The organism is Streptomyces sp. NPDC051105 (assembly GCF_040682795.1).
Lineage (GTDB): Bacteria > Actinomycetota > Actinomycetes > Streptomycetales > Streptomycetaceae > Streptomyces.
Genome location: NZ_JBFBBR010000007.1, coordinates 417,013 through 435,968, shown reverse-complemented (window position 1 = coordinate 435,968; position 18,956 = coordinate 417,013). Strand labels below are relative to the sequence as shown.

Annotated in this window: 17 protein-coding genes and 1 pseudogene; 11 read left to right on the top strand and 7 right to left on the bottom strand. The window is 72.7% G+C overall.

Features of this window, described 5'->3' with window-relative positions:
* The first annotated feature begins 146 nt into the window (after window positions 1–146).
* Together AB0N16_RS20460 and AB0N16_RS20455 are read left to right on the top strand one after the other, a co-directional pair.
* Window positions 147–1,766, top strand: coding sequence for an ATP-binding cassette domain-containing protein (locus AB0N16_RS20460; protein ID WP_365798542.1), 1,620 nt, complete (start codon window positions 147–149; stop codon window positions 1,764–1,766).
* A 96-nt stretch (window positions 1,767–1,862) separates the two neighbouring features.
* Window positions 1,863–2,120, top strand: a complete 258-nt coding sequence (locus AB0N16_RS20455) for a DUF6158 family protein (protein ID WP_360474837.1) — start codon at window positions 1,863–1,865, stop codon at window positions 2,118–2,120.
* A 20-nt stretch (window positions 2,121–2,140) separates the two neighbouring features.
* Here AB0N16_RS20455 and AB0N16_RS20450 read toward each other — a convergent pair whose 3' ends face one another.
* Together AB0N16_RS20450 and AB0N16_RS20445 are read right to left on the bottom strand one after the other, a co-directional pair.
* On the bottom strand, window positions 2,141–2,677 hold the full coding sequence (locus tag AB0N16_RS20450; protein WP_365798540.1) for a type 1 glutamine amidotransferase domain-containing protein: 537 nt from the start codon (window positions 2,675–2,677) through the stop codon (window positions 2,141–2,143).
* Window positions 2,678–2,731: 54 nt separating this feature from the next.
* On the bottom strand, window positions 2,732–3,112 hold the full coding sequence (locus tag AB0N16_RS20445; RefSeq protein ID WP_365798538.1) for a DUF2795 domain-containing protein: 381 nt from the start codon (window positions 3,110–3,112) through the stop codon (window positions 2,732–2,734).
* Between the two features lie 209 nt (window positions 3,113–3,321).
* Between AB0N16_RS20445 and AB0N16_RS20440 the strand changes: the two genes are divergently transcribed.
* From AB0N16_RS20440 to AB0N16_RS20430, 3 genes are all read left to right on the top strand, one after another.
* Window positions 3,322–4,353: a hypothetical protein gene (locus AB0N16_RS20440; protein ID WP_365798536.1), complete on the top strand. Its 1,032-nt coding sequence runs from the start codon at window positions 3,322–3,324 to the stop codon at window positions 4,351–4,353.
* Window positions 4,354–4,473: 120 nt separating this feature from the next.
* Entirely contained in the window at window positions 4,474–5,754 is a 1,281-nt protein-coding gene (locus tag AB0N16_RS20435; protein WP_365798534.1) for an aminotransferase class I/II-fold pyridoxal phosphate-dependent enzyme, read from the top strand.
* Entirely contained in the window at window positions 5,751–6,926 is a 1,176-nt protein-coding gene (locus AB0N16_RS20430) for an MBL fold metallo-hydrolase (RefSeq protein ID WP_365798532.1), read from the top strand. The genes AB0N16_RS20435 and AB0N16_RS20430 overlap by 4 nt, the downstream gene beginning before the upstream one ends.
* A gap of 94 nt (window positions 6,927–7,020) precedes the next feature.
* On the opposite strand, the gene AB0N16_RS20425 is transcribed toward AB0N16_RS20430, so the two are convergent.
* On the bottom strand, window positions 7,021–7,650 hold the full coding sequence (locus tag AB0N16_RS20425; protein ID WP_365798589.1) for a VTT domain-containing protein: 630 nt from the start codon (window positions 7,648–7,650) through the stop codon (window positions 7,021–7,023).
* Between the two features lie 14 nt (window positions 7,651–7,664).
* A complete protein-coding gene (locus tag AB0N16_RS20420) occupies window positions 7,665–8,438 on the bottom strand; it encodes an MBL fold metallo-hydrolase (protein WP_365798530.1) in 774 nt (257 codons plus the stop codon).
* An 84-nt stretch (window positions 8,439–8,522) separates the two neighbouring features.
* On the opposite strand from AB0N16_RS20420, the gene AB0N16_RS20415 reads away from it, so the two are divergent.
* The 6 genes from AB0N16_RS20415 (at window position 8,523) to dnaK (ending at window position 16,618) form a co-directional block, all read left to right on the top strand.
* Window positions 8,523–8,954, top strand: a complete 432-nt coding sequence (locus AB0N16_RS20415; RefSeq protein WP_365798528.1) for a hypothetical protein — start codon at window positions 8,523–8,525, stop codon at window positions 8,952–8,954.
* Window positions 8,955–9,040: 86 nt separating this feature from the next.
* The gene (locus AB0N16_RS20410; protein ID WP_365798526.1) at window positions 9,041–11,086 is read left to right on the top strand and encodes an alkaline phosphatase family protein; all 2,046 of its coding nucleotides are present in this window, start codon (window positions 9,041–9,043) and stop codon (window positions 11,084–11,086) included.
* 184 nt (window positions 11,087–11,270) lie between these two features.
* Window positions 11,271–12,332 carry a MoxR family ATPase gene (locus AB0N16_RS20405; protein WP_365798524.1) on the top strand — a complete coding sequence of 354 codons (1,062 nt, stop codon included), beginning with the start codon at window positions 11,271–11,273 and terminating at the stop codon, window positions 12,330–12,332.
* Window positions 12,329–14,140, top strand: a complete 1,812-nt coding sequence (locus AB0N16_RS20400) for a hypothetical protein (protein ID WP_365798522.1) — start codon at window positions 12,329–12,331, stop codon at window positions 14,138–14,140. Before AB0N16_RS20405 ends, AB0N16_RS20400 begins: the two co-directional genes overlap by 4 nt.
* Window positions 14,141–14,208: 68 nt before the next feature.
* A complete protein-coding gene (locus AB0N16_RS20395; protein WP_351699034.1) occupies window positions 14,209–14,634 on the top strand; it encodes an OsmC family peroxiredoxin in 426 nt (141 codons plus the stop codon).
* Window positions 14,635–14,770: 136 nt separating this feature from the next.
* Window positions 14,771–16,618 carry a molecular chaperone DnaK gene (gene dnaK, locus AB0N16_RS20390; RefSeq protein ID WP_365798520.1) on the top strand — a complete coding sequence of 616 codons (1,848 nt, stop codon included), beginning with the start codon at window positions 14,771–14,773 and terminating at the stop codon, window positions 16,616–16,618.
* A 24-nt stretch (window positions 16,619–16,642) separates the two neighbouring features.
* On the opposite strand, the pseudogene AB0N16_RS20385 reads toward dnaK, so the two are convergent.
* The 3 genes and pseudogenes from AB0N16_RS20385 to narH form a co-directional block, all read right to left on the bottom strand.
* Window positions 16,643–16,780: pseudogene (locus AB0N16_RS20385) on the bottom strand (respiratory nitrate reductase subunit gamma); the annotation flags it as partial.
* A gap of 61 nt (window positions 16,781–16,841) precedes the next feature.
* A complete protein-coding gene (gene narJ, locus AB0N16_RS20380; protein ID WP_365798518.1) occupies window positions 16,842–17,336 on the bottom strand; it encodes a nitrate reductase molybdenum cofactor assembly chaperone in 495 nt (164 codons plus the stop codon).
* Window positions 17,336–18,931, bottom strand: a complete 1,596-nt coding sequence (gene narH / locus AB0N16_RS20375) for a nitrate reductase subunit beta (RefSeq protein WP_365798516.1) — start codon at window positions 18,929–18,931, stop codon at window positions 17,336–17,338. The genes narJ and narH overlap by 1 nt, the downstream gene beginning before the upstream one ends.
* Window positions 18,932–18,956 lie beyond the last annotated feature (25 nt).

Below are 18,956 nucleotides of genomic sequence, written 5' to 3'. Positions count from 1 at the left end.
TCAGTTCAGCAAGTGACGCGTTCGCCTTCTGGAGGACAAAGGGGCGCGGGGAACTGCGCGACCAGCCCCCACTGGCCCGCGGCCGGAAGACGTCGGGACGATAACGGTTTGCCCCCGGTCGGGGCTGCCGCGCAGAATCCCTGACCATGGGACACCTGGAAGCCGCGCATCTCGAGTACTACCTTCCCGACGGGAGGGCCCTGCTCGGCGATGTGTCGTTCCGGGTCGGCGAGGGGGCCGCCGTCGCGCTGGTCGGCCCCAACGGCGCCGGCAAGACCACCCTGCTGCGGCTGATCTCCGGCGAGCTGAAACCGCACGGCGGCACCGTGACCGTGAGCGGCGGCCTCGGCGTGATGCGCCAGTTCGTCGGCTCCGTCCGGGACGAGACCACCGTGCGTGATCTGCTGGTGTCGGTGGCGCCCCCCGGGATCCGGGAGGCCGCGCAGGCCGTGGACCGGGCCGAGCACGGCATCATGACCGTCGACGACGAAGCCGCCCAGCTCCGCTACGCGCAGGCACTCGCCGACTGGGCCGAGGTCCGCGGCTACGAGCACGAGACGCTCTGGGACATGTGCACCATGGCCGCGCTCGGCGTGCCGTACGACAAGGCCCAGTGGCGGCAGGTGCGCACCCTCTCCGGCGGCGAGCAGAAGCGGCTGGTGCTGGAGGCCCTGTTCCGCGGCACCGACGAGGTGCTGCTGCTCGACGAGCCGGACAACTACCTCGACGTCCCCGGCAAGCGCTGGCTGGAGGCGCAGCTGAAGGAGACTCGCAAGACGGTCCTGTTCGTCTCCCACGACCGGGAACTCCTCGCCCGTGCCGCCGAGAAGATCGTCTCCGTGGAACCCTCGCCGACCGGCGCCGACGCCTGGGTGCACGGCGGTGGCTTCGCCACCTACCACGACGCCCGCCGCGAACGCTTCGCCCGCTTCGAGGAACTGCGCCGCCGCTGGGACGAGAAGCACGCCCAGCTGAAGAAGCTGGTGCTGAACCTCCGTCAGGCCGCCGCCGTCTCCCACGAGATGGCCTCCCGGTACGCGGCCGCGCAGACCCGGCTGCGCAAGTTCGAGGAGGCAGGCCCGCCCCCGGAGCCGCCGCGCGACCAGGACATCAGGATGCGGCTGCGCGGCGGCCGTACCGGCGTGCGCGCCGTCACCTGCGCGGGACTCGAACTCACCGGCCTGATGAAACCCTTCGACCTGGAGGTCTTCTACGGCGAACGGGTCGCCGTCCTCGGCTCCAACGGCTCCGGCAAGTCGCACTTCCTGCGGCTGCTGGCCGGCGAGGAGGTGGCGCACACGGGACAGTGGAAGCTGGGCGCCCGGGTGGTGCCCGGGCACTTCGCCCAGACCCACGCCCACCCCGAACTCCAGGGCCGTACCCTCCTCGACATCCTGTGGACGGAGCACTCCCAGGACCGGGGCGCCGCGATGTCCCGGCTGCGCCGTTACGAGCTGACCCACCAGGCCGAACAGACCTTCGAGCGGCTCTCCGGCGGCCAGCAGGCCCGGTTCCAGATCCTCTTGCTGGAGCTACAGGGTGTAACGGCGCTGCTGCTCGACGAGCCGACCGACAACCTCGACCTGGAGTCCGCCGAAGCCCTCCAGGAGGGTCTGGAGGCCTTCGACGGCACGGTGCTCGCCGTCACCCACGACCGCTGGTTCGCCCGCTCCTTCGACCGCTACCTGGTCTTCGGCACCGACGGCCGGGTGCGCGAGACCCCCGAGCCGGTGTGGGACGAGCGCCGGGTGGAGCGGGCCCGCTAGTGCCGCGGCACTAGACAGGCCCGGCGGCCCGGACCTTCGTACAGTGGATGCAGGGATCCGGACCGCCGGGACGGACACGACGAGCGGGGTACCACCATGACCGGAGTAGACCCCAGCCGACTGGACGACCAGCAGCTCATGAAGGAGCTGGAGACCATCCACCGGACGCGCCACGACACCCTGCTGTACGGCTCCAACGACGCGCTGCGCGCCCACAACGAGCGCATGGCCCAGCTGGAGGGCGAGTATCTGCGCCGCAACCCGCGCCGCATCGTCGCCGCCGGCCGCACCAGGGAGGGCGCCAGGGAGCGCAGCTGCGCGGAGACGGCGACACCGCGCGCCTCCGCGAGCTGAGACCGGCGCCCTGCTCGGGCTCAGGCCTCGTGCAGCGCGTCGAGGAAGGCCTCGCAGAAGGCCTTGAGGTCGTCCGGCTTACGGCTGGTGACCAGCGTGTTGGGACCGGCCGCGCAGACCTGGACCTGCTCGTCGACCCAGGTGCCGCCGGCGTTGCGGATGTCGGTCCGCAGGCTCGGCCAGGACGTCAGGGTCCGGCCACGCACCACATCGGCCTCGATCAGCGTCCAGGGCGCGTGACAGATCGCCGCGACCGGCCGGCCCGCCTCGAAGCAGCCCTTCACGAACGCCACGGCCTGCTCGTCCGTCCGCAGGAAGTCCGGATTGGCGACCCCGCCGGGCAGCACCAGCGCCCCGAACGAGTCCGTCGAGGCGTCGCCGACCACCTCGTCCACGGGGAACGTGTCCGCCTTGTCGAGATGGTCGAAGCCCTGGACCCGCCCCGGCTTCGTCGACACCAGCACCGGCTCGTGCCCGGCGTCGGAGACCGCCTTCCACGGTTCGGTCAGCTCGACCTGCTCCACGCCCTCGGGCGCGGTCAGAAACGCGATACGCATGGTGTTCACTCCTTGCTCTCTCGGCTTCCCTCGCTTCATCGCCGGTGTCCCGGCTCACTCCCCGCCGACCACGGCCTCGGCCAGCGCCAGCAGGTTGCGATAGCGCGTCGAACGCGGCAACCGGGACACCTGCCGGACCAGGGCGTCCGGGGCGTTGCCGCGGCGCAGCACGCGTGCCAGTTCGCTCGGCTGGGCCGGGAAGTCGTGCCGGGTCAGGGACCGGGCCAGCTCCAGCCGGACGGTCGCCAGGGACGGCCGCTCACTGGTCCACGGCAGCATCGGGGCGCGGTACACCTCCGGGTCGTCCTCGGCGGGTGGCTCGGGGTCGTTCCAGTCCTCGGTGCGTGTCGGATGCCCGGACCTGAGCAGTCCGCGCAGCTCGTGCTTCATCTCCTCGTCCCGGTGCACGCTCAGCCGGTCACTGCCTCGCTGCATATCTCCCTCCAGGTACTTCAGGGGTGCCGGACGCGTACCCGGTGGCATGGGGCCGACACACCGGAATCCCCCCGTGCCGTCACCCGAAAGGACCGGCGTGTCCCGCGAATGGGGGTCGGCCGCGCGCGGCACGGCGTGGGGCGGGCTGTGATGGCTGCGGGGGCACCAGCCGCGTGTCCCCGGAGTCGTACGTTCCGAGGAGCCACCCCATGCGCCGTACCGCTCGCGCCCTGTCCGTCGCCGTCCTGACGGGTGCCGCGTTCGGCCTCGCCGGTACGGCCGCCGTGGCCGGCCCCGCCGCCGAAGCGAGCCCTGCCGCCGAAGCGAGCCCCGGGGCCGCGCGGCCCGGTGCCACCGGCTCTGTGACCTGCGGGACGACCGGCGAGACCTGCCCGGCGGCGGGCGGGGTACAGGGGCCGCCCCGGAACACACCCCTCACGGTCCCCGGGAGCGAGGGGAGCGGCGTCGGGGGTGAGGGAGGCGGCGTTCCCCCGGCCGACGCGGTCCCGGGCGGGGACGTCGGGGTGCCGCACAGTGACGGCGGCGCGGTGCCCGGCGGGGACGGCGGGGTGCCGCACAGTGACGGCGGCGCGGTGCCCGGCGGGGACGGCGGGGTGCCGCACGGTGCTGACGGCACGGTCTCTCGGGGGGTCGACGGCGCGGTCCCGCACGGTGACGAGGCCACGGCTCCCTGGGGCGACACCGGCACGGGGGCTCGGGACGACACCGGCACGGGCGCTCGGAGTGACACCGGTACGGGCGCTTGGGGAGACGACGACGGCACGGCCGCCCGGGGTGACGCGGGCACCGGCGGCCGGGGCGACGACGCCACGGGCTCTCCCGGGGACGTCGGGGGCGGCACGGCGACGGGGGGCGACGGCGAGCGGCCCTGTGCCGCGGGGCAGAAGTCGTGCGGCGAGGGCGGACACGAGTGTGCCCCCTCCGGTTCCTCCCGTTCCTTCGGCTCCTCCGGTTACGGCGGAGCCGGCTCGACCGGCTCCACTGGCTCGACCGGCTCGACCGGCTCCTGCGCGGACGACCACGACCGCGCGTGTGCCGAGCCGCGCGGCGGTGACACCTCCTGCGATCCGCCGACCGTCGAGCACGGCGTGGAGGCCGGGGCAGGCGGCGCCTTCACGGACTCGGTTCCCGCACTGGTCGCGGGCGGCATGCTGATCGCGGCCGCGTGCGGCGGCGCGGTGTACCGGCTGGCCGGCTCGAGGTCCCGCGCGGACGGATGAGACGGCCGCCACCGGGGAACCCCAGAGGCGACCACTCCGGCACCGTACGCACCACCGCCCGACGGAGCGCACGGCCCGGACCGGACGGCACACGGCACCACGGACTGCGCGGAGGCGGACATGCGGCGGACGGATCCCGAGGGTCAGGGGCCGCCCCGGGACACGCCCGCGCGGGGCCACGGACCCGTCCGGTACGGGCCGGCGCTGCCCGACGACGGGCTGCCCGTTCTGCCCGAACTCGCCACCGCGCTGGCCGCCGCCGCGAGCCGAGGCGGGGAGGAGCCCGTCGGCGGCGGTCCGGCGCTGCTCGACGCGGCGCGCGGCTACTGGGAGCGCCGCGGGCTGCCCGCCACGCCCGCCCGGGTGACCGCGGGCCCCGGCGCCCCCGCCCTCCTGGTGGCGCTCACCGCCGCGCTCGGCGGCGACGTCCTGGTGCCGCGCCCCTGCGCCGCCTGGTGGGCGCCGTACGCCCGGCTCCTCGGCCGGCCCGTCTTCCACGTGGCCACCCCGGCCGAGTCCGGGGGCGTGCCCGACCCCTACGCGCTGCTGGAGACCGTGCGCCGGGTCCGGGACGAGGGCGGCGACCCCCGGCTGCTGGTGCTCTCCGTCGCCGACGACCCGACCGCCACCGTCGCCCCGCCCGAACTGCTGCACGCGACCGTGGAGGCGGCCACCGGCGAGGGACTCCACCTGGTCAGCGACGAGACCTGGCGCGACACCCTGCACGCGCCGCACGCCACCGTGCTGCTCAGCCCCGCCGAGATGGTCCCGGACCGGGTCACCGTCGTCAGCGACCTGGCCGGCGCCCTGCTGCCGGCCGGCTGGCCCGCCGCCGTCGCCCGGTTCCCCGAGGGCGACACCGCTTCGGCCCTGCACGCGCGCGTGCTCGACGTCCTCACCGCGCTCGGCGCCCGCCTCGCCGGGCCGGTCGCGGTCGCCGCCGCCCACGCGCTCGACGAGCCCGAGCCCGTCACCACCCGCCGGGCCGCCGCCGTACGCCTGCACGCGCGCGTGGCCGCCGCCGTGCACACCGCGGTGGTCGCCGGCGGCGGCATGTCCAGGCCCCCGCAGGCCGGCCGTCACCTGTACGCCGACCTGGAACCGCTGCGCGCCGCGCTCGGCGCCCAGGGGGTCGGCGACGCACAGGAGTTGGAGGACTTCCTCACCGTCCGGCTCGGCATGCCCGCGCCCGGCGGTCACCGTTTCGGCGACGACCTCCAGGCCCTGCGCGTCCGGCTCGCCACCGGGCCGCTGCTGGGCGGCACCGACGAGGAACGCCTGGAATGCCTCACGTCCCCCGCACCGTTGGAACTGCCACACGTGCAACGCGCGTTGATGTCCTTGAGGTCGGTACTCGACGATCTCCGCGACAACGCTCAGCGATGGGAGCCTCCTCGATGACGCAGCAGACGCAGCAGACGCATGAGTCAGGGTCCACCACGACGACTGCCCCCGCGACGACTGCCGACCCGACTGCCCCGACGGCCCAGGACGCCACCACCCCCACCGCTCCCACCCCCACCGTCACCACTCCCACCCCGACCCCCACCGCTCCGACTCCCTACGCGCCTGCGTTCCCGCCGCTCGCCGAACCCCGCCCGCTGGGCGAACTCCGGGTCTGGCCACGGACCTTCCACGACCGCCTGACCGCACCCCTGCCCGGCCTCAAGGCCATGGCCCGCTTCGCCCGCGAGGGTTCCGTCCGCCCCGGGCGCGAGGGCCTCGCCGACATCCCCCGGCTGCCCTACGAGCCGGGCCCGCCGCCCCGCGTCGACACCGGCACGGTCGCCGTCACCTGGGCGGGCCACGCCAGTTGGGTCGTCCGGATCGGCGGCCTGACCGTCCTCACCGACCCCGTCTGGTCCCGCCGCATCATCGGCACCCCGGCCCGGATCACCCCGGTCGGCGTGGACTGGGAGACACTGCCCCGCGTCGACGCGGTCGTCATCAGCCACAACCACTACGACCACCTGGACGCCCCCACCCTGCGCCGCCTCCCGCGCGACACCCCGGTGTTCGTACCGGCCGGCCTCGGCCGCTGGTTCCGGCGCCGCCGCTTCACCACCGTCACCGAGCTGGACTGGTGGGAGGCGGCGGAACTACCCGGCGCCCGTTTCGACTTCGTCCCCGCCCACCACTGGTCCAAGCGCACCCTCACCGACACCTGTCACAGCCTCTGGGGCGGCTGGGTCCTCACCGCCGCCGACGGGCAGCGCGTCTACTTCGCCGGCGACACCGGTTACGGCCACTGGTTCTCCCGCATCGGCGGCCGCTACCCGGGTATCGACCTCGCCCTGATGCCCATCGGCGCCTACGACCCCCGCTGGTGGCTGAGCGACGTCCACCTCGACCCGGAGGAGGCGGTCCGGGCGACAGGGGACCTCGGGGCGAGGCGGATGGCCCCCATGCACTGGGGCACCTTCATCCTCTCGGCAGAGCCGGTGCTCGAGCCGTTGCGGCGGGTACGGGCGGCGTGGGAGAAGGCGGGACGGGAGCGGGAGGACCTGTGGGACCTGCCGGTGGGCGGGTCCAGAGTGCTGGAGCGGGCTTCGTTCGAAAGCGCCATCGACTAGAGCGCCCCTCCAGGGGCGCGGGACGGCATCGGTATGCGCCGGCCGCCGCGTGGGCGCGGCCGGCCACCGTGCACCCGCGCCCCGCAAGGCACCGTCACTGGGCAGGTCGAACCCGTCGCCACAGACTCGGCGCCACACTGATGACCACGGTCAGCGCGACCGCCAGCACAACCCCCTCCCACGGCTCCGGAAACAACGACCCGCCAAGAATCCCGATCAACTGATAGGTCACGGCCCACGCCACACAGGCCGGCGCGTTCCCCCGCGCGAACCGTCGCAACGGCCACTCCGCCAGCAGACAGGCCAGCATCACCGGTATCCGCCCCGCCGGCACCAGCCGTGACAACACCAGTACGGCAACCCCGTGCTCGGCCAACCTCGCCTGCGCCTGCTCCAGCCGGTCCTCCGGCGCCCGCGCCCGGATCGCCGCCAGCCACCGCGACCCGTTCTTCGACCGCAGTCCCCGCCGCCCGAGCCAGTACAGCGCCGCATCCCCCAGGAACGCCGCCAGCGACGCCGTCACCAGCACCAACGCCAGCGCGAACGGCGCTGTCTGGTGAAAGGCCACCACCGCCGCCGAACTCACCAGCGCCCCCGTCGGCACCACCGGCACCAGCGCCCCGGCCAGCACCAGCAGAAACAGCGTCGGATAGCCGATCGCCTGCTGCGTGGACTCGGTCGACGAGGTCGACGAGGTGGCCGCCGTGGCGCCGGCGGCCACCATCACCACCAGCAGTCTCACCGTGCGACCTCCAGCCGCACACTCTCCCCGTGACCGAGTTTGTGCACCGCCACCCGCGGCGCGTACTCCGCCGCCAGGCGCACGAACTCGTCGCCCGGCGCATGGAACTCGTGCGGACGCACCCCGTCCATACCGATCGGCCAGTACGTCCCGTAGTGCACCGGCACCGCGCTGCGCGGCGCCAGCCGGGCCAGCGCCCGCGCCGCCCGCCCGGCGTCGAGATGCCCCTCTCCGAGGTGGGGCCCCCACCCGCCGACCGGCAGCAGGGCCACGTCCACCGGCCCGACCGCCTCGGCCATCTCGTCGAACAGCCCGGTGTCCCCGGCGAAGTACGTCCGGGCCGCACCCTCGACGACATACCCGAGGGCGGGGGAGCGGTGCGGGCCGACCGGCAGCCGGCGCCCGTCGTGACGTGCGGGCACGACCCGGACGACCAGCCGGCCGACGGATATCTCGTCCCCGACGCCGACCTCGGTGATCCGCAGCTGCCGGAGCCGGCGGAGCGCGGGAACCGCGCGTGGTGCGCCCCGGGGCACAAGCAGGCGCGTGCCCGGGGCGAGCCCGGCCAGCGAGGGGACGTGCAGATGGTCGGCGTGCAGGTGGGAGACGAGCGCGAGGTCCGCACGACGGGCCTCGGACGGCGGCGGGGCGCCCCGGCGGCGGCGCAGGTGCGCGAGCCGGCGCGCGAACAGAGGATCGGTCAGCAGCCGTACGCCCGAATCCTCGATCGTGCAGGTGGCGTGACCCCACCAGGTGATCTCCACCGGCACCTCTTTGCCTCCTTCGCGCGACTCCCCGAAGCCTACGTGCAGGAGTAGGGTCGGCGGCGAAACCCGGAGGTGAGGGGGGACGCCATGGGACAGGTGCGGGGTGCCTACCGCGGGCTCGCGCCGGTGCGGGTGACCGCCATCGCGAGTCTGACGCCCCTGGAGGAACTGGAGATCGACCCCTTCCTGGTCGACTCCCGCAGCCAGCACGCGATGTGCGCGCGCTGGGCCGTGGAGCACGGATACGTCATCGCCCGGGAACTCCTGGTCCGCGGGCTGCGCCACGACCACAGCGCCCTGTGGGCGGGTGTCCGACCCGGCCTCGACATCTTCGTCGCACCGAGCAGACGGGTGCTGGAGAGCGCGCTGTCGTCGGTCGAGGACTTCACGGCGGAGTGCGCGAGACGCGGGGTGCGGGTGGAGACGGTGGGGCGGGCCGAGCCCTGCTACGACGCCCAGATGAAGGCACGGGTCCACCGGAGGCTGTCGATGCCCACGGCGGGGTACGACGGGAGGTGAGCCCGCTCGCGTCCACGGCCGTGTGACAGTGTTGGCGGCAGCAGACCCGCGGCGGACGCGGGTCGCGGACGTGAGGTCGGTGGGGCGTGCGGTGGCGGCGGGTCGTCAGTCAGATCGGGCGGAGCGTCGTGGTCTGGGCGGTGTCCACCGTGACCATGCTGGTCCTCGCCGGGATCCTGCCCGACTTCCAGCTCCAGTCCGCCGACGGTGACAGCGCCACCCGTATCGCCATGACCGCGGCCCTCGGCGCCGGCGCCTTCGGTGTCCTGTCGGCCGTCGTATGGCCCCTTCTCGTACGGCTGCTGCTGCTGGTGCCGGCCCTCGTCCTCGGCCTGCTGGTCTTCTTCCTCAACGGCTCCCTCCTGCTCGTCGCCCTGCGCGTCGACCCCTCGGGGCAGAGCGAGGCCGCCCCGGAGACCGCCGTGATCGTGGCCGCCGTGATGTCCGCCGTCGCCTCCGCCACCGGCGGTGCCCTCGCCGTGCGCGACGACGACGCCTACCGGAGCCGGCTCTCCCGGCTCGCCACCCGCCGCCGCGGCTCCCGCCCGCCCTGCCCGGCCACCCCCGGCACCGTCTTCCTCCAGCTCGACGGCGTCGGCCACGACGTGCTCACCGCCGCCGTCGCCAAGGGCCTGATGCCCACGGTCGCCGCCTGGCTGGACGCCACCCACCGGCTCACCCCCTGGCGCACCGACTGGTCCAGCCAGACCGGCGCCAGCCAGCTGGGCATCCTGCACGGCTCCACCTTCGACGTCCCGGCCTTCCGCTGGTACGAGAAGGACAGCAGGGAGGTCATGGTCTGCAACCGGCCGACCAGCGCCGCCGAACTCCAGCGCCGCGCCATCGAGCGCACCGCCGACGGAGGACTGCTCACCCTGGACGGCGCCAGCCGCGGCAACCTCTTCAGCGGCGGCGCCGACGAGCAGGCCCTCGTGCTGTCCATAGCCACCCGGCGCCGAGGCCGGGAGAACCGTTCCCGCGCCGGTTACTTCGCCTACTTCTCCGACCCGGCCAACGCCGTCCGCACCGCGCTCTCCTTCTTCGCCGAGGTCGGCCGCGAGATCGGCCAGTCGGCCACGGCCCGGATGCGCAAGCAGCGGCCCCGCGTCAAGCGCGGCGGCCTCTACCCCTTCGTCCGCGCCTTCGCCACCGTCGTCGAACGGGACGTCGTCGTCGCGGCGGTCATGGGAGACCTGCTCGCCGGCCGCACCGCCGTCTACGCCGACCTCGTCGCCTACGACGAGGTGGCCCACCACTCGGGGCCGCACAGCCGAGACGCCGAGAAGGTGCTGCAGCGCCTGGACCGCGCCCTCGCCCTGATCGAGAAGGTCGCGGAGCACGCCCCGCGGCGGTACCGGATCGTCGTCCTCTCCGACCACGGGCAGAGTCCCGGCGAGACCTTCCACTCCCGGTACGGCCTGAGCCTCGGCGACCTGGTCCGGGCCGGCTGCGGGCTGCACGTGCCACGCCGGGCCGAGCGGACGCACAGCGGCGCCGAGGCCCGGGCCGCCGTCCGCGCGGCGCTGCGCAGGCCGGTCGAGGAAAGCGGCGAGAAGCACCGGCCCACTCGGGGCTCGGAACCGGTCGTGCTCGCCTCCGGCAACCTCGGCCTGGTCTCCTTCCCGGACGTGCCGCACCGCATGACCAAGGAGGAGATGGACGCCCGGTACCCCGCCCTGCTCACCACCCTCGCCAACCACCCCGGCATCGGATTCCTGCTGGTGCGCAGCGAGGAGCACGGCGGGGTGGTGCTCGGGGCGTACGGCGCGGAGATACCGCTGGACCGGCTCGACGGGCATCCGGGGCCGCTGGCCGGCTTCGGGGCGGGCGCGGCGGACGCTGTCCGGCGTACGCACTCGTTCCCGCACACCGCCGACATCATGGTGAACTCGTCGTACGACCCGGAAGGCGGCGACGTCCTCGCGTTCGAGGAGCAGATCGGCTCGCACGGGGGGCTGGGGGGCGCCCAGGGGAGGCCGTTCCTGTTGTCGCCGGTCTGCGTTTCCGGGCCGGTGGAGGAGGGCGAGGAACTGGTGGGGGCGGAGGCCGTGCACGGGGTGCTGCGGCGGTGGCTTCGGGAGGCGGACGGGCCGCAGGTGCCGTTGCCCGCGGGCGAGGAGAGGGCCGCGTAGTTCGTTCACCGGGGGCCGGTGGGGGCTGTTCGCGCCCGCGCGGCGGAGCCGCACATCGACACAGCCCCGCGCCCCTGAAGGGGCGCCTCAAGTCGTCCGGCGGAAAATCGGCTGCGTTCCTCCCGGTACCGGCTCACACTGTTCGAGTCGCACATCGCTCGAACATCCCCCAAGGAGCCGCTTCTTGCAGGCTGCCGTCACCGTCACCCCCGCCCGTCTCCCCGAGCTTCTTCTCGGCCTGGCCACCGTGCGGCCCGTGTTCATCTGGGGGGCACCCGGGATCGGGAAGTCCTCGTTGGTGCGGGCGTTCGCCGAGTCGCTGGGGCTGGAGTGTGTGAGTCTGCTCGGGACGCAGCTCGCGCCCGAGGACCTGATCGGCGTTCCCCAGATCCGGGACGGGCGGTCGGTGTTCTGCCCGCCCGAGGCGATCGCCCGCGACGAGCCGTACTGCCTCTTCCTCGACGAGCTGAACGCGGCCACCCCGGATGTGCAGAAGGCGTTCTACTCGCTGATCCTGGATCGCCGGATCGGGAACTACGAGCTGCCCAAGGGGTCGATCGTGATCGGCGCCGGCAACCGGGCCACCGACAACGCCCTCGCCCGGCCCATCGCCTCCGCGCTCGTCAACCGGCTGGCCCACGTCCACCTGGCGGCCTCCGCGCACGACTGGCTCGCCTGGGCGGCGGGCAACGGCATCCACCCCTGGATCCTGGACCACCTCACCGACCGGCCCGACCATCTGTGGTCCAAGCCGCCGAAGACCGAGGAGCCGTTCTCCACCCCGCGCTCCTGGCACATGCTCTCCGACGCCCTGCACTCCTTCGGGCGCGACCTCGACGAGGAGACCCTGAAGGTCCTCGCGCACGGCACGCTCACCCCGGCCCACGCCACCGCCTTCTGCGGATACGTCAAGATCGTGCGCAGCCGGTTCGGCATCGAGGCGATCCTCAAGGGCGACGCCGGCTGGCCGCACCGGATCGAGGACCGCGACCTGCTGTACTACCTCGCCGAGTCGTTCCGCGGGCGGCTGGTCAAGGAGCTGCCCGCCGCCAAGGAACACATGTCGGCGAACGGCCGGCAGACCGCGTACCGCGCCAAGTCGCTGCTCGTGCAGCTCGCCGAGATCTCCGTCGAGGTCGCCCAGACCGTCATCGCCTCCGACGCCGAGGGCAACCCCGTGCTGCCCTCCTGGTTCCTGATCGAGGCCGCCCGGGACATGCCCCGGCTGGTGGAAGCCCGACGATGAGCCGCGGCGGCCGGAAGGACCAGAAGAAGGAACAGAAGAAGGACCCCGCGGCGGAGAACTTCGCGGCCGGGGTCGAGCTGCTGCGCGCCAACCCGGCCCTGCAGGCCGTCGAGTTCACCCTCTGCCGGCACGAGACGTGTGAACTGGCGCCCCACGAAGGGCTGGTACGGGCCGACTCCAACGGAGTCCTGCACGCCCACGCCACCCGGCGCGCCGAACCGGCCGAGTGGGCCTGGGCGTTGGCCCACTGCACGATCCATCTCGGCTTCGGCCACCTGCCCGCCGCCACCGGGCCGCGCACCGAGCCCGACCGCTACGACCTCGCCGCCCGCTGCACCGTCGTCAACCGTTTCCTGGGGACCTTCCCGGTCGGCGAGGCACCGGATCATCTGCCCGCGTCCTATCCGGAGGGTGACGAGGACCGGCTGGCCGCCGGCTGGCGCCGTGTCGGCGGCGTCCCGGCCGCCTACGAGCGCGGCGGCACCAGCGGCGGCGAGCCCGACCAGATCCTCCTGCCCTGGGACAAGTGGGCCGGCCAAGTCCCCGACTGGCAGGTCGCGTTCGCGCACGCGCTGACCCGGACCATGTCCCGGGCGATGGACCTGGCCGGCGGCCGCCGCACCTCCATGACCGGGCCGCCGACCCCGCTGCGCCCCTGGGAAAAGGCGCTGAGCTGGTTCGTCTCCTCCTATCCGCTGCTCGGCGGGATCGCGGCCGGCATCAAGCTGGTCGCCGACGCCGAGCTGGCCCGCGCCCACGACATCGCGATCGCCGCGGTCAACCCCGAGGCCGGCGAGATCTACGTCAACCCGCTGCGCACCCTTGACGACGAGGAGTGGCGGTTCGTCCTCGCCCACGAGATGCTGCACGCCGCCCTGCGCCACGGCGACCGCCTCGGTGGCCGCGACCCCTACCTCTTCAACGTCGCCTGCGACTACGTCATCAACGGCTGGCTGGTCGAGATGCGCGTCGGCACCATGCCCGAAGGCCTCCTGCACGACCCGGAGCTGAAGGACCTGTCGGCGGAGGAGGTGTACGACCGGATCGCCGTCGACCTGCGCCGGATGCGGCGCCTCGCCACTCTGCGCGGCAAGGGGCGCGGTGACGTCCTGGGCGCGCCGCTCGGGCCGCCCGGCGCCTGTGTCGACCTCGACGAGTTCTACCGCCGGGGCCTCGGCCAGGGTCTCGACCTGCACCAAGCGCAGGACCGCGGGTTCCTGCCCGGCGGCCTGGTCGAGGAGATCCGCGCGCTCAGCCATCCGCCGCTGCCCTGGGACGCGCAGCTCGCCCGCTGGTTCGACGAGTTCGTGCCCCGGCCGGAAGCCGTCCGGTCGTACGCCCGGCCCTCCCGCCGGCAGTCGTCCACCCCGGACATCCCGCGCGCCGGCCGGTACTTCCCGCCCGAGGAGGTCGCCCGCTGCACCTTCGGCGTGGTCCTGGACACCTCCGGCTCCATGGACCGCACCCTGCTCGGCAAGGCCCTGGGCGCCATCGCCTCCTACGCCGAGGCCCGGGACGTGCCGGCGGCCCGTGTCGTGTTCTGCGACGCGGCCCCGCACGACGCCGGGTACCTGCCGACGACCGAGATCGCCGGGCGGGTCCGGGTGCACGGCCGGGGCGGTACCGTCCTCCAGCCCGGGATCGACCTGTTGCAGCGCGCGGACGACTTCCCGCCGACCGCACCGGTCCTGGTGATCACCGACGGCTGGTGCGACGTCCTGCGGGTGCGGCGCGAGCACGCCTACCTCGTCCCCGACGGGCGTCGCCTGCCGTTCACCCCCCGTGGGCCGGTCTTCCGCGTGCGGTGAGCCGGGATGTGATCGGATGGAGGCAGCGAAACCGGTTCTTTCGCCTTCACACGCTGAAAGGAACAACCATGGCCGTCACGCGCATCGCGCACACCGTCTGGGAGGGCAATCTCCTTGAGGGCAACGGTGTCATCACCTTCGACTCCTCCGGTATCGGCGACCAGCCGGTCACGTGGGCCTCGCGGTCCCAGGAGTCCAACGGCAAGACCAGCCCCGAGGAGCTGATCGCGGCCGCCCACTCCAGCTGCTTCTCCATGGCCCTCTCGCACGCCCTCGCCGGGGCCGGCACCCCGCCCACCAGGCTGGTGACCAACGCCGACGTCAAGTTCCAGCCGGGCGAGGGCATCACCGGGATCCACCTGACCGTCGAGGGCACGGTGCCCGGCCTGGACGAGGCCGGCTTCGCCGCCGCCGCCGAGGACGCCAAGAAGAACTGCCCGGTCAGCCAGGCCCTGGCCGGCACCACCATCACCCTGGACGCGAAGCTCGCCTGACCGTCGTACCCCCTCGGATGCCGCGTCCCCGTCCCGGGGCGCGGCATCGTCGTTTACGGGGTACCCGGCATTGACAACGGCCCGCTCAAGTTTTGTGCTGGAGTCGGGGAAGTGCCCTGGATGGAAGGGGACGGACATGACACGTGCGGTCGGGATCGACCTCGGTACGACGAACTCGGTGGTGGCCGTCCTGGAGGGCGGTGAGCCCACCGTCGTGACCAACGCCGAGGGGGCGCGCACCACCCCGTCGGTGGTGGCCTTCGCGAAGAACGGCGATGTGCTGGTCGGCGAGGTCGCCAAGCGGCAGGCGGTGACCAACGTGGACCGCACCGCCCGCTCGGTGAAGCGGCACATGGGCGACGGCGCCTGGCGGTTCCCGGAGAGCGGGAGCGTCGACGGCACGCGGTACCGGGCCCAGGAGCTGTCGGCGCGGGTGCTGCAGAAGCTGAAGCGGGACGCCGAGGCGTACCTCGGCGAGGACGTCACCGACGCGGTGATCACCGTGCCGGCGTACTTCGACGACTCGCAGCGGCAGGCCACCAAGGAGGCCGGGGAAATCGCCGGCCTGAAGGTGCTGCGGATCATCAACGAGCCGACCGCCGCGGCGCTCGCCTACGGCCTCGACCGGGGCGAGGAGCAGACGGTCCTCGTCTTCGACCTCGGGGGCGGAACCTTCGACGTCTCCCTCCTCGAGATCGGCGACGGCGTGATCGAGGTCAAGGCCACCAACGGCGACACGCACCTGGGCGGCGACGACTGGGACCAGCGGGTCGTGGAGCACCTGGTCAAACGCTTCAAGGGGCAGTACGGCATCGACCTGGGCAACGACAAGATGGCGCTGCAACGGCTGCGCGAGGGCGCCGAGAAGGCGAAGATCGAGCTGTCCTCGTCCACGGAGACGTCGGTCAACCTGCCGTACGTCACGGCATCAGCCGAGGGTCCGCTGCATCTGGACGAGAAGCTGACGCGGGCTCAGTTCCAGGAGCTGACCGCGGACTTGCTGGACCGCTGCAAGAAGCCGTTCCACCAGGCCGTCAAGGACGCGGGCGTGGAGCTGTCCGCGATCGACCATGTGATCCTGGTCGGCGGCTCGACCCGGATGCCCGCCGTCACCGACCTGGTCAAGGAACTCACCGGCAAGGACCCGCACAAGGGGGTCAACCCGGACGAGGTGGTGGCGGTCGGCGCCGCCCTCCAGGCAGGCGTCATCCGCGGTGACGTCAAGGACGTCCTGCTGCTGGACGTCACCCCGCTGTCCCTGGGCATCGAGACCAAGGGCGGCATCATGACGAAGCTGATCGAGCGCAACACCACGATCCCGACCCGGCGTTCGGAGATCTTCACGACCGCCGCCGACAACCAGCCCTCCGTGGGTATCCAGGTCTACCAGGGCGAACGGGAGATCGCCGCCTACAACAAGAAGCTCGGCGTCTTCGACCTCACCGGGCTGCCGCCGGCACCGCGCGGGGTACCGCAGATCGAGGTCGCCTTCGACATCGACGCGAACGGGATCATGCACGTCTCGGCGAAGGACCTGGCGACCGGGCGTGAGCAGAAGATGACCGTGACCGGCGGCTCCGCCCTCCCCAAGGACGACATCGACCGCATGATGCGGGAGGCCGAGCAGTACGCCGAGGAGGACCGCAACCGCCGCGAGGCCGCCGAGACCCGCAACCAGGCCGAGCAACTCGTCTACCAGACCGAGAAGTTCATCCGCGACAACGAGGACCGCGTACCGGCGGACACGAAGACCGACGTGGAATCGGCGATCACCGAGCTCAAGGCCCTGCTGGACCGCAACGCGGACACCGCGGAACTCCGCCAGGGCGTGGAGAGACTGGCGACCGTCAGCCAGCGCATGGGCCAGGCCATGTACGCGGCTGCCTCCGGCGGTTCGGCCGAAGAACAGCGGCCGCCCGAGGCCGAGGAAGAGGGAGTGGTGGACGCGGAGATCGTGGACGACGAGAGGGATGCGGCCGGGTGAGGCACCGCCGGGAGCGGCTGGGGGTCAGTGGCGGGTGGTCTCCCAGCCTCGGCGTTCCGGGCGGGGGCCCAGCTGGTGGGGGTCCCGGCTTCGGTACACCACGTAGGGGCGGAAGAGGTACTGGAGAGGGGCGCTGAACATGTGGACCAGGCGGGTGTAGGGACCAGCCCGGCGGCGAGCAGCGCGCACGCGACGTAGGGCAGGGCGCCCCATAGGAGGACGCTCATGGGCGGGCTCCGGTGCGTGCGGTCGGCAGGGCCGCGCAGACCGCGTCCAGCACGCACGCGTACGGCGTGCCGAAGTCGGTGAGCCTGCGCCGGAGCTCCGACAGGCAGTCACGGTGCTCGGTGAGCAGGTCCGTGTTGCCGGTGCGTGCCGTGAACTCCAGGACCGCGGGCAGGAAGTCCGGCAGTTCCTCGCCGGTGAACTCCATGCCGTACGCCTTGTAGACGTCCTTGAAGCGGACCAGGGACATGCCCCGGCGGCGGGTGTCGCCGTCGTGCCACCAACTGAGGTAGAGGCTGTGCCGGTTCTTGAAGTCGAAGACCTGCACATAGTGCGCGGCCAGCTCCTGCGGCGGGGTCACCGCCGCATGGTCGGTGAACTCCCGCAGTTGCGGGGCTGCTTCGCGCAGCAGCGGCAGCCGGGCGATGAAGTCGTCGTCCGGGTAGGTGAGGCAGAGCGCCGCCGCCTGGTAGAACACCGCGTCCGTGGACATCAGGCCTCCTTAGCCTCGTCCGGGGTGCCGGCGGTCTGCCGTCTGCGCAGCAGGTGGAAGTTCTCCACCGACACCAGGGGGAGCAGTTTCCGGCCCGAGTCCTGGCCGAAGGGCCCGTCGCCGCCCATGCCCGGGCCGCCGTCGTGGTCGAGGCTGCACCCGTCCGGGAGCGCGGACTCCTCCAGCCGGCGTGCGTCGCCGACCGCCGCGGTCGGGATCACGTACCGGTCCTCGTGCTTGGCGATCGCCAGCAGCCGGTACATCGCCTCGATCTCCGCCGCGGTCATCCCCACCTCGGCGCAGATCCGCGCGTCCGGTTCCTCGCCGAGGTTGAGCGCCCGCATGTGGGAGCGCATGGCGGCCAGCTTCTCCAGGGACGCCCGCACCGGAGCGGTGTCGCCCGCCGTGAACAGCTCGGCCAGGTAGGCGAGGGGGATCCGCAGGGTGTCGATCGCGGCGAAGAGGTTCTGGGCGTCCTCACCGTCGTGGCCCGTCTCGGACAGGGCCTCCACGACGGGGGACAGCGGCGGGATGTACCAGACCATCGGCATGGTGCGGTACTCCGGGTGCAGGGGCAGGGCCACCCGGTAGGTGTGGATCAGCCGGTACACGGGGGAACGGCGGGCCGCCTCCAGCCAGTCGTCCGGAATACCCGCCTCCGCGCAGGCCTGCCGCACCGCCGGATCCTCCGGGTCCAGGAAGACGCCCAGCTGGGCCTCGTACAGCGCCTTCTCGTCCTTGGTCTCGGCCGCCGCCGTCACCCGGTCGGCGTCATAGAGGATCACCCCGAGATAGCGCAGCCGGCCCACGCAGGTCTCCGAGCAGACCGTCGGCAGCCCCACCTCCAGGCGCGGAGAGCACAGGGTGCACTTCTCGGCCTTGCCGGTGGCGTGGTTGAAGTAGACCTTCTTGTACGGGCATCCGGTCACGCACATCCGCCAGCCCCGGCACGTGTCCTGGTCGACGAGGACGATGCCGTCCTCGACCCGCTTGTACATCGCCCCGGACGGGCAGGAGGCCACACACGACGGGTTGAGGCAGTGCTCGCAGATGCGCGGCAGATAGAACATGAAGCTCTGCTCGAACTCGAACCTGACCTTGTCCGAGGCCTGCTGGCGGGTGCGCTCGATCATCGGGTCCAGGTCGTCGTGGGCGCGGGCGCCGGCCAGGTTGTCGTCCCCGTTCGACGACCACTCGATCTTCATCGGCTTGCCGTCGAGCTGGGAGACCGGCCAAGCGACCGGGTAGTCGTCGCCGAGCGGGGCGTCGATGAGGTTCTTGCAGTCGTACGTCCAGGGTTCGTAGTAGTCCTTGATCTCCGGGAGCCTGGGGTTGGCGAAGATCCCGGCAAGTCTGTGCAGCCGGCCGCCCGCCTTGAGCTTCAGCGCGCCGCGCCGGTTCAGCTCCCAGCCGCCGCGCCAGGTCTCCTGGTCCTCGTAACGGCGTGGATAGCCCTGGCCGGGCCGGGTCTCGACGTTGTTGAACCAGACGTACTCCATGCCCCGCCGGTTGGTCCACGCCTGCTTGCAGGTGACCGAACAGGTGTGGCAGCCGATGCACTTGTCGAGGTTCATGACCATCGCGATCTGGGCCATGCAGCGTCCGATAGTGACTCCGTCA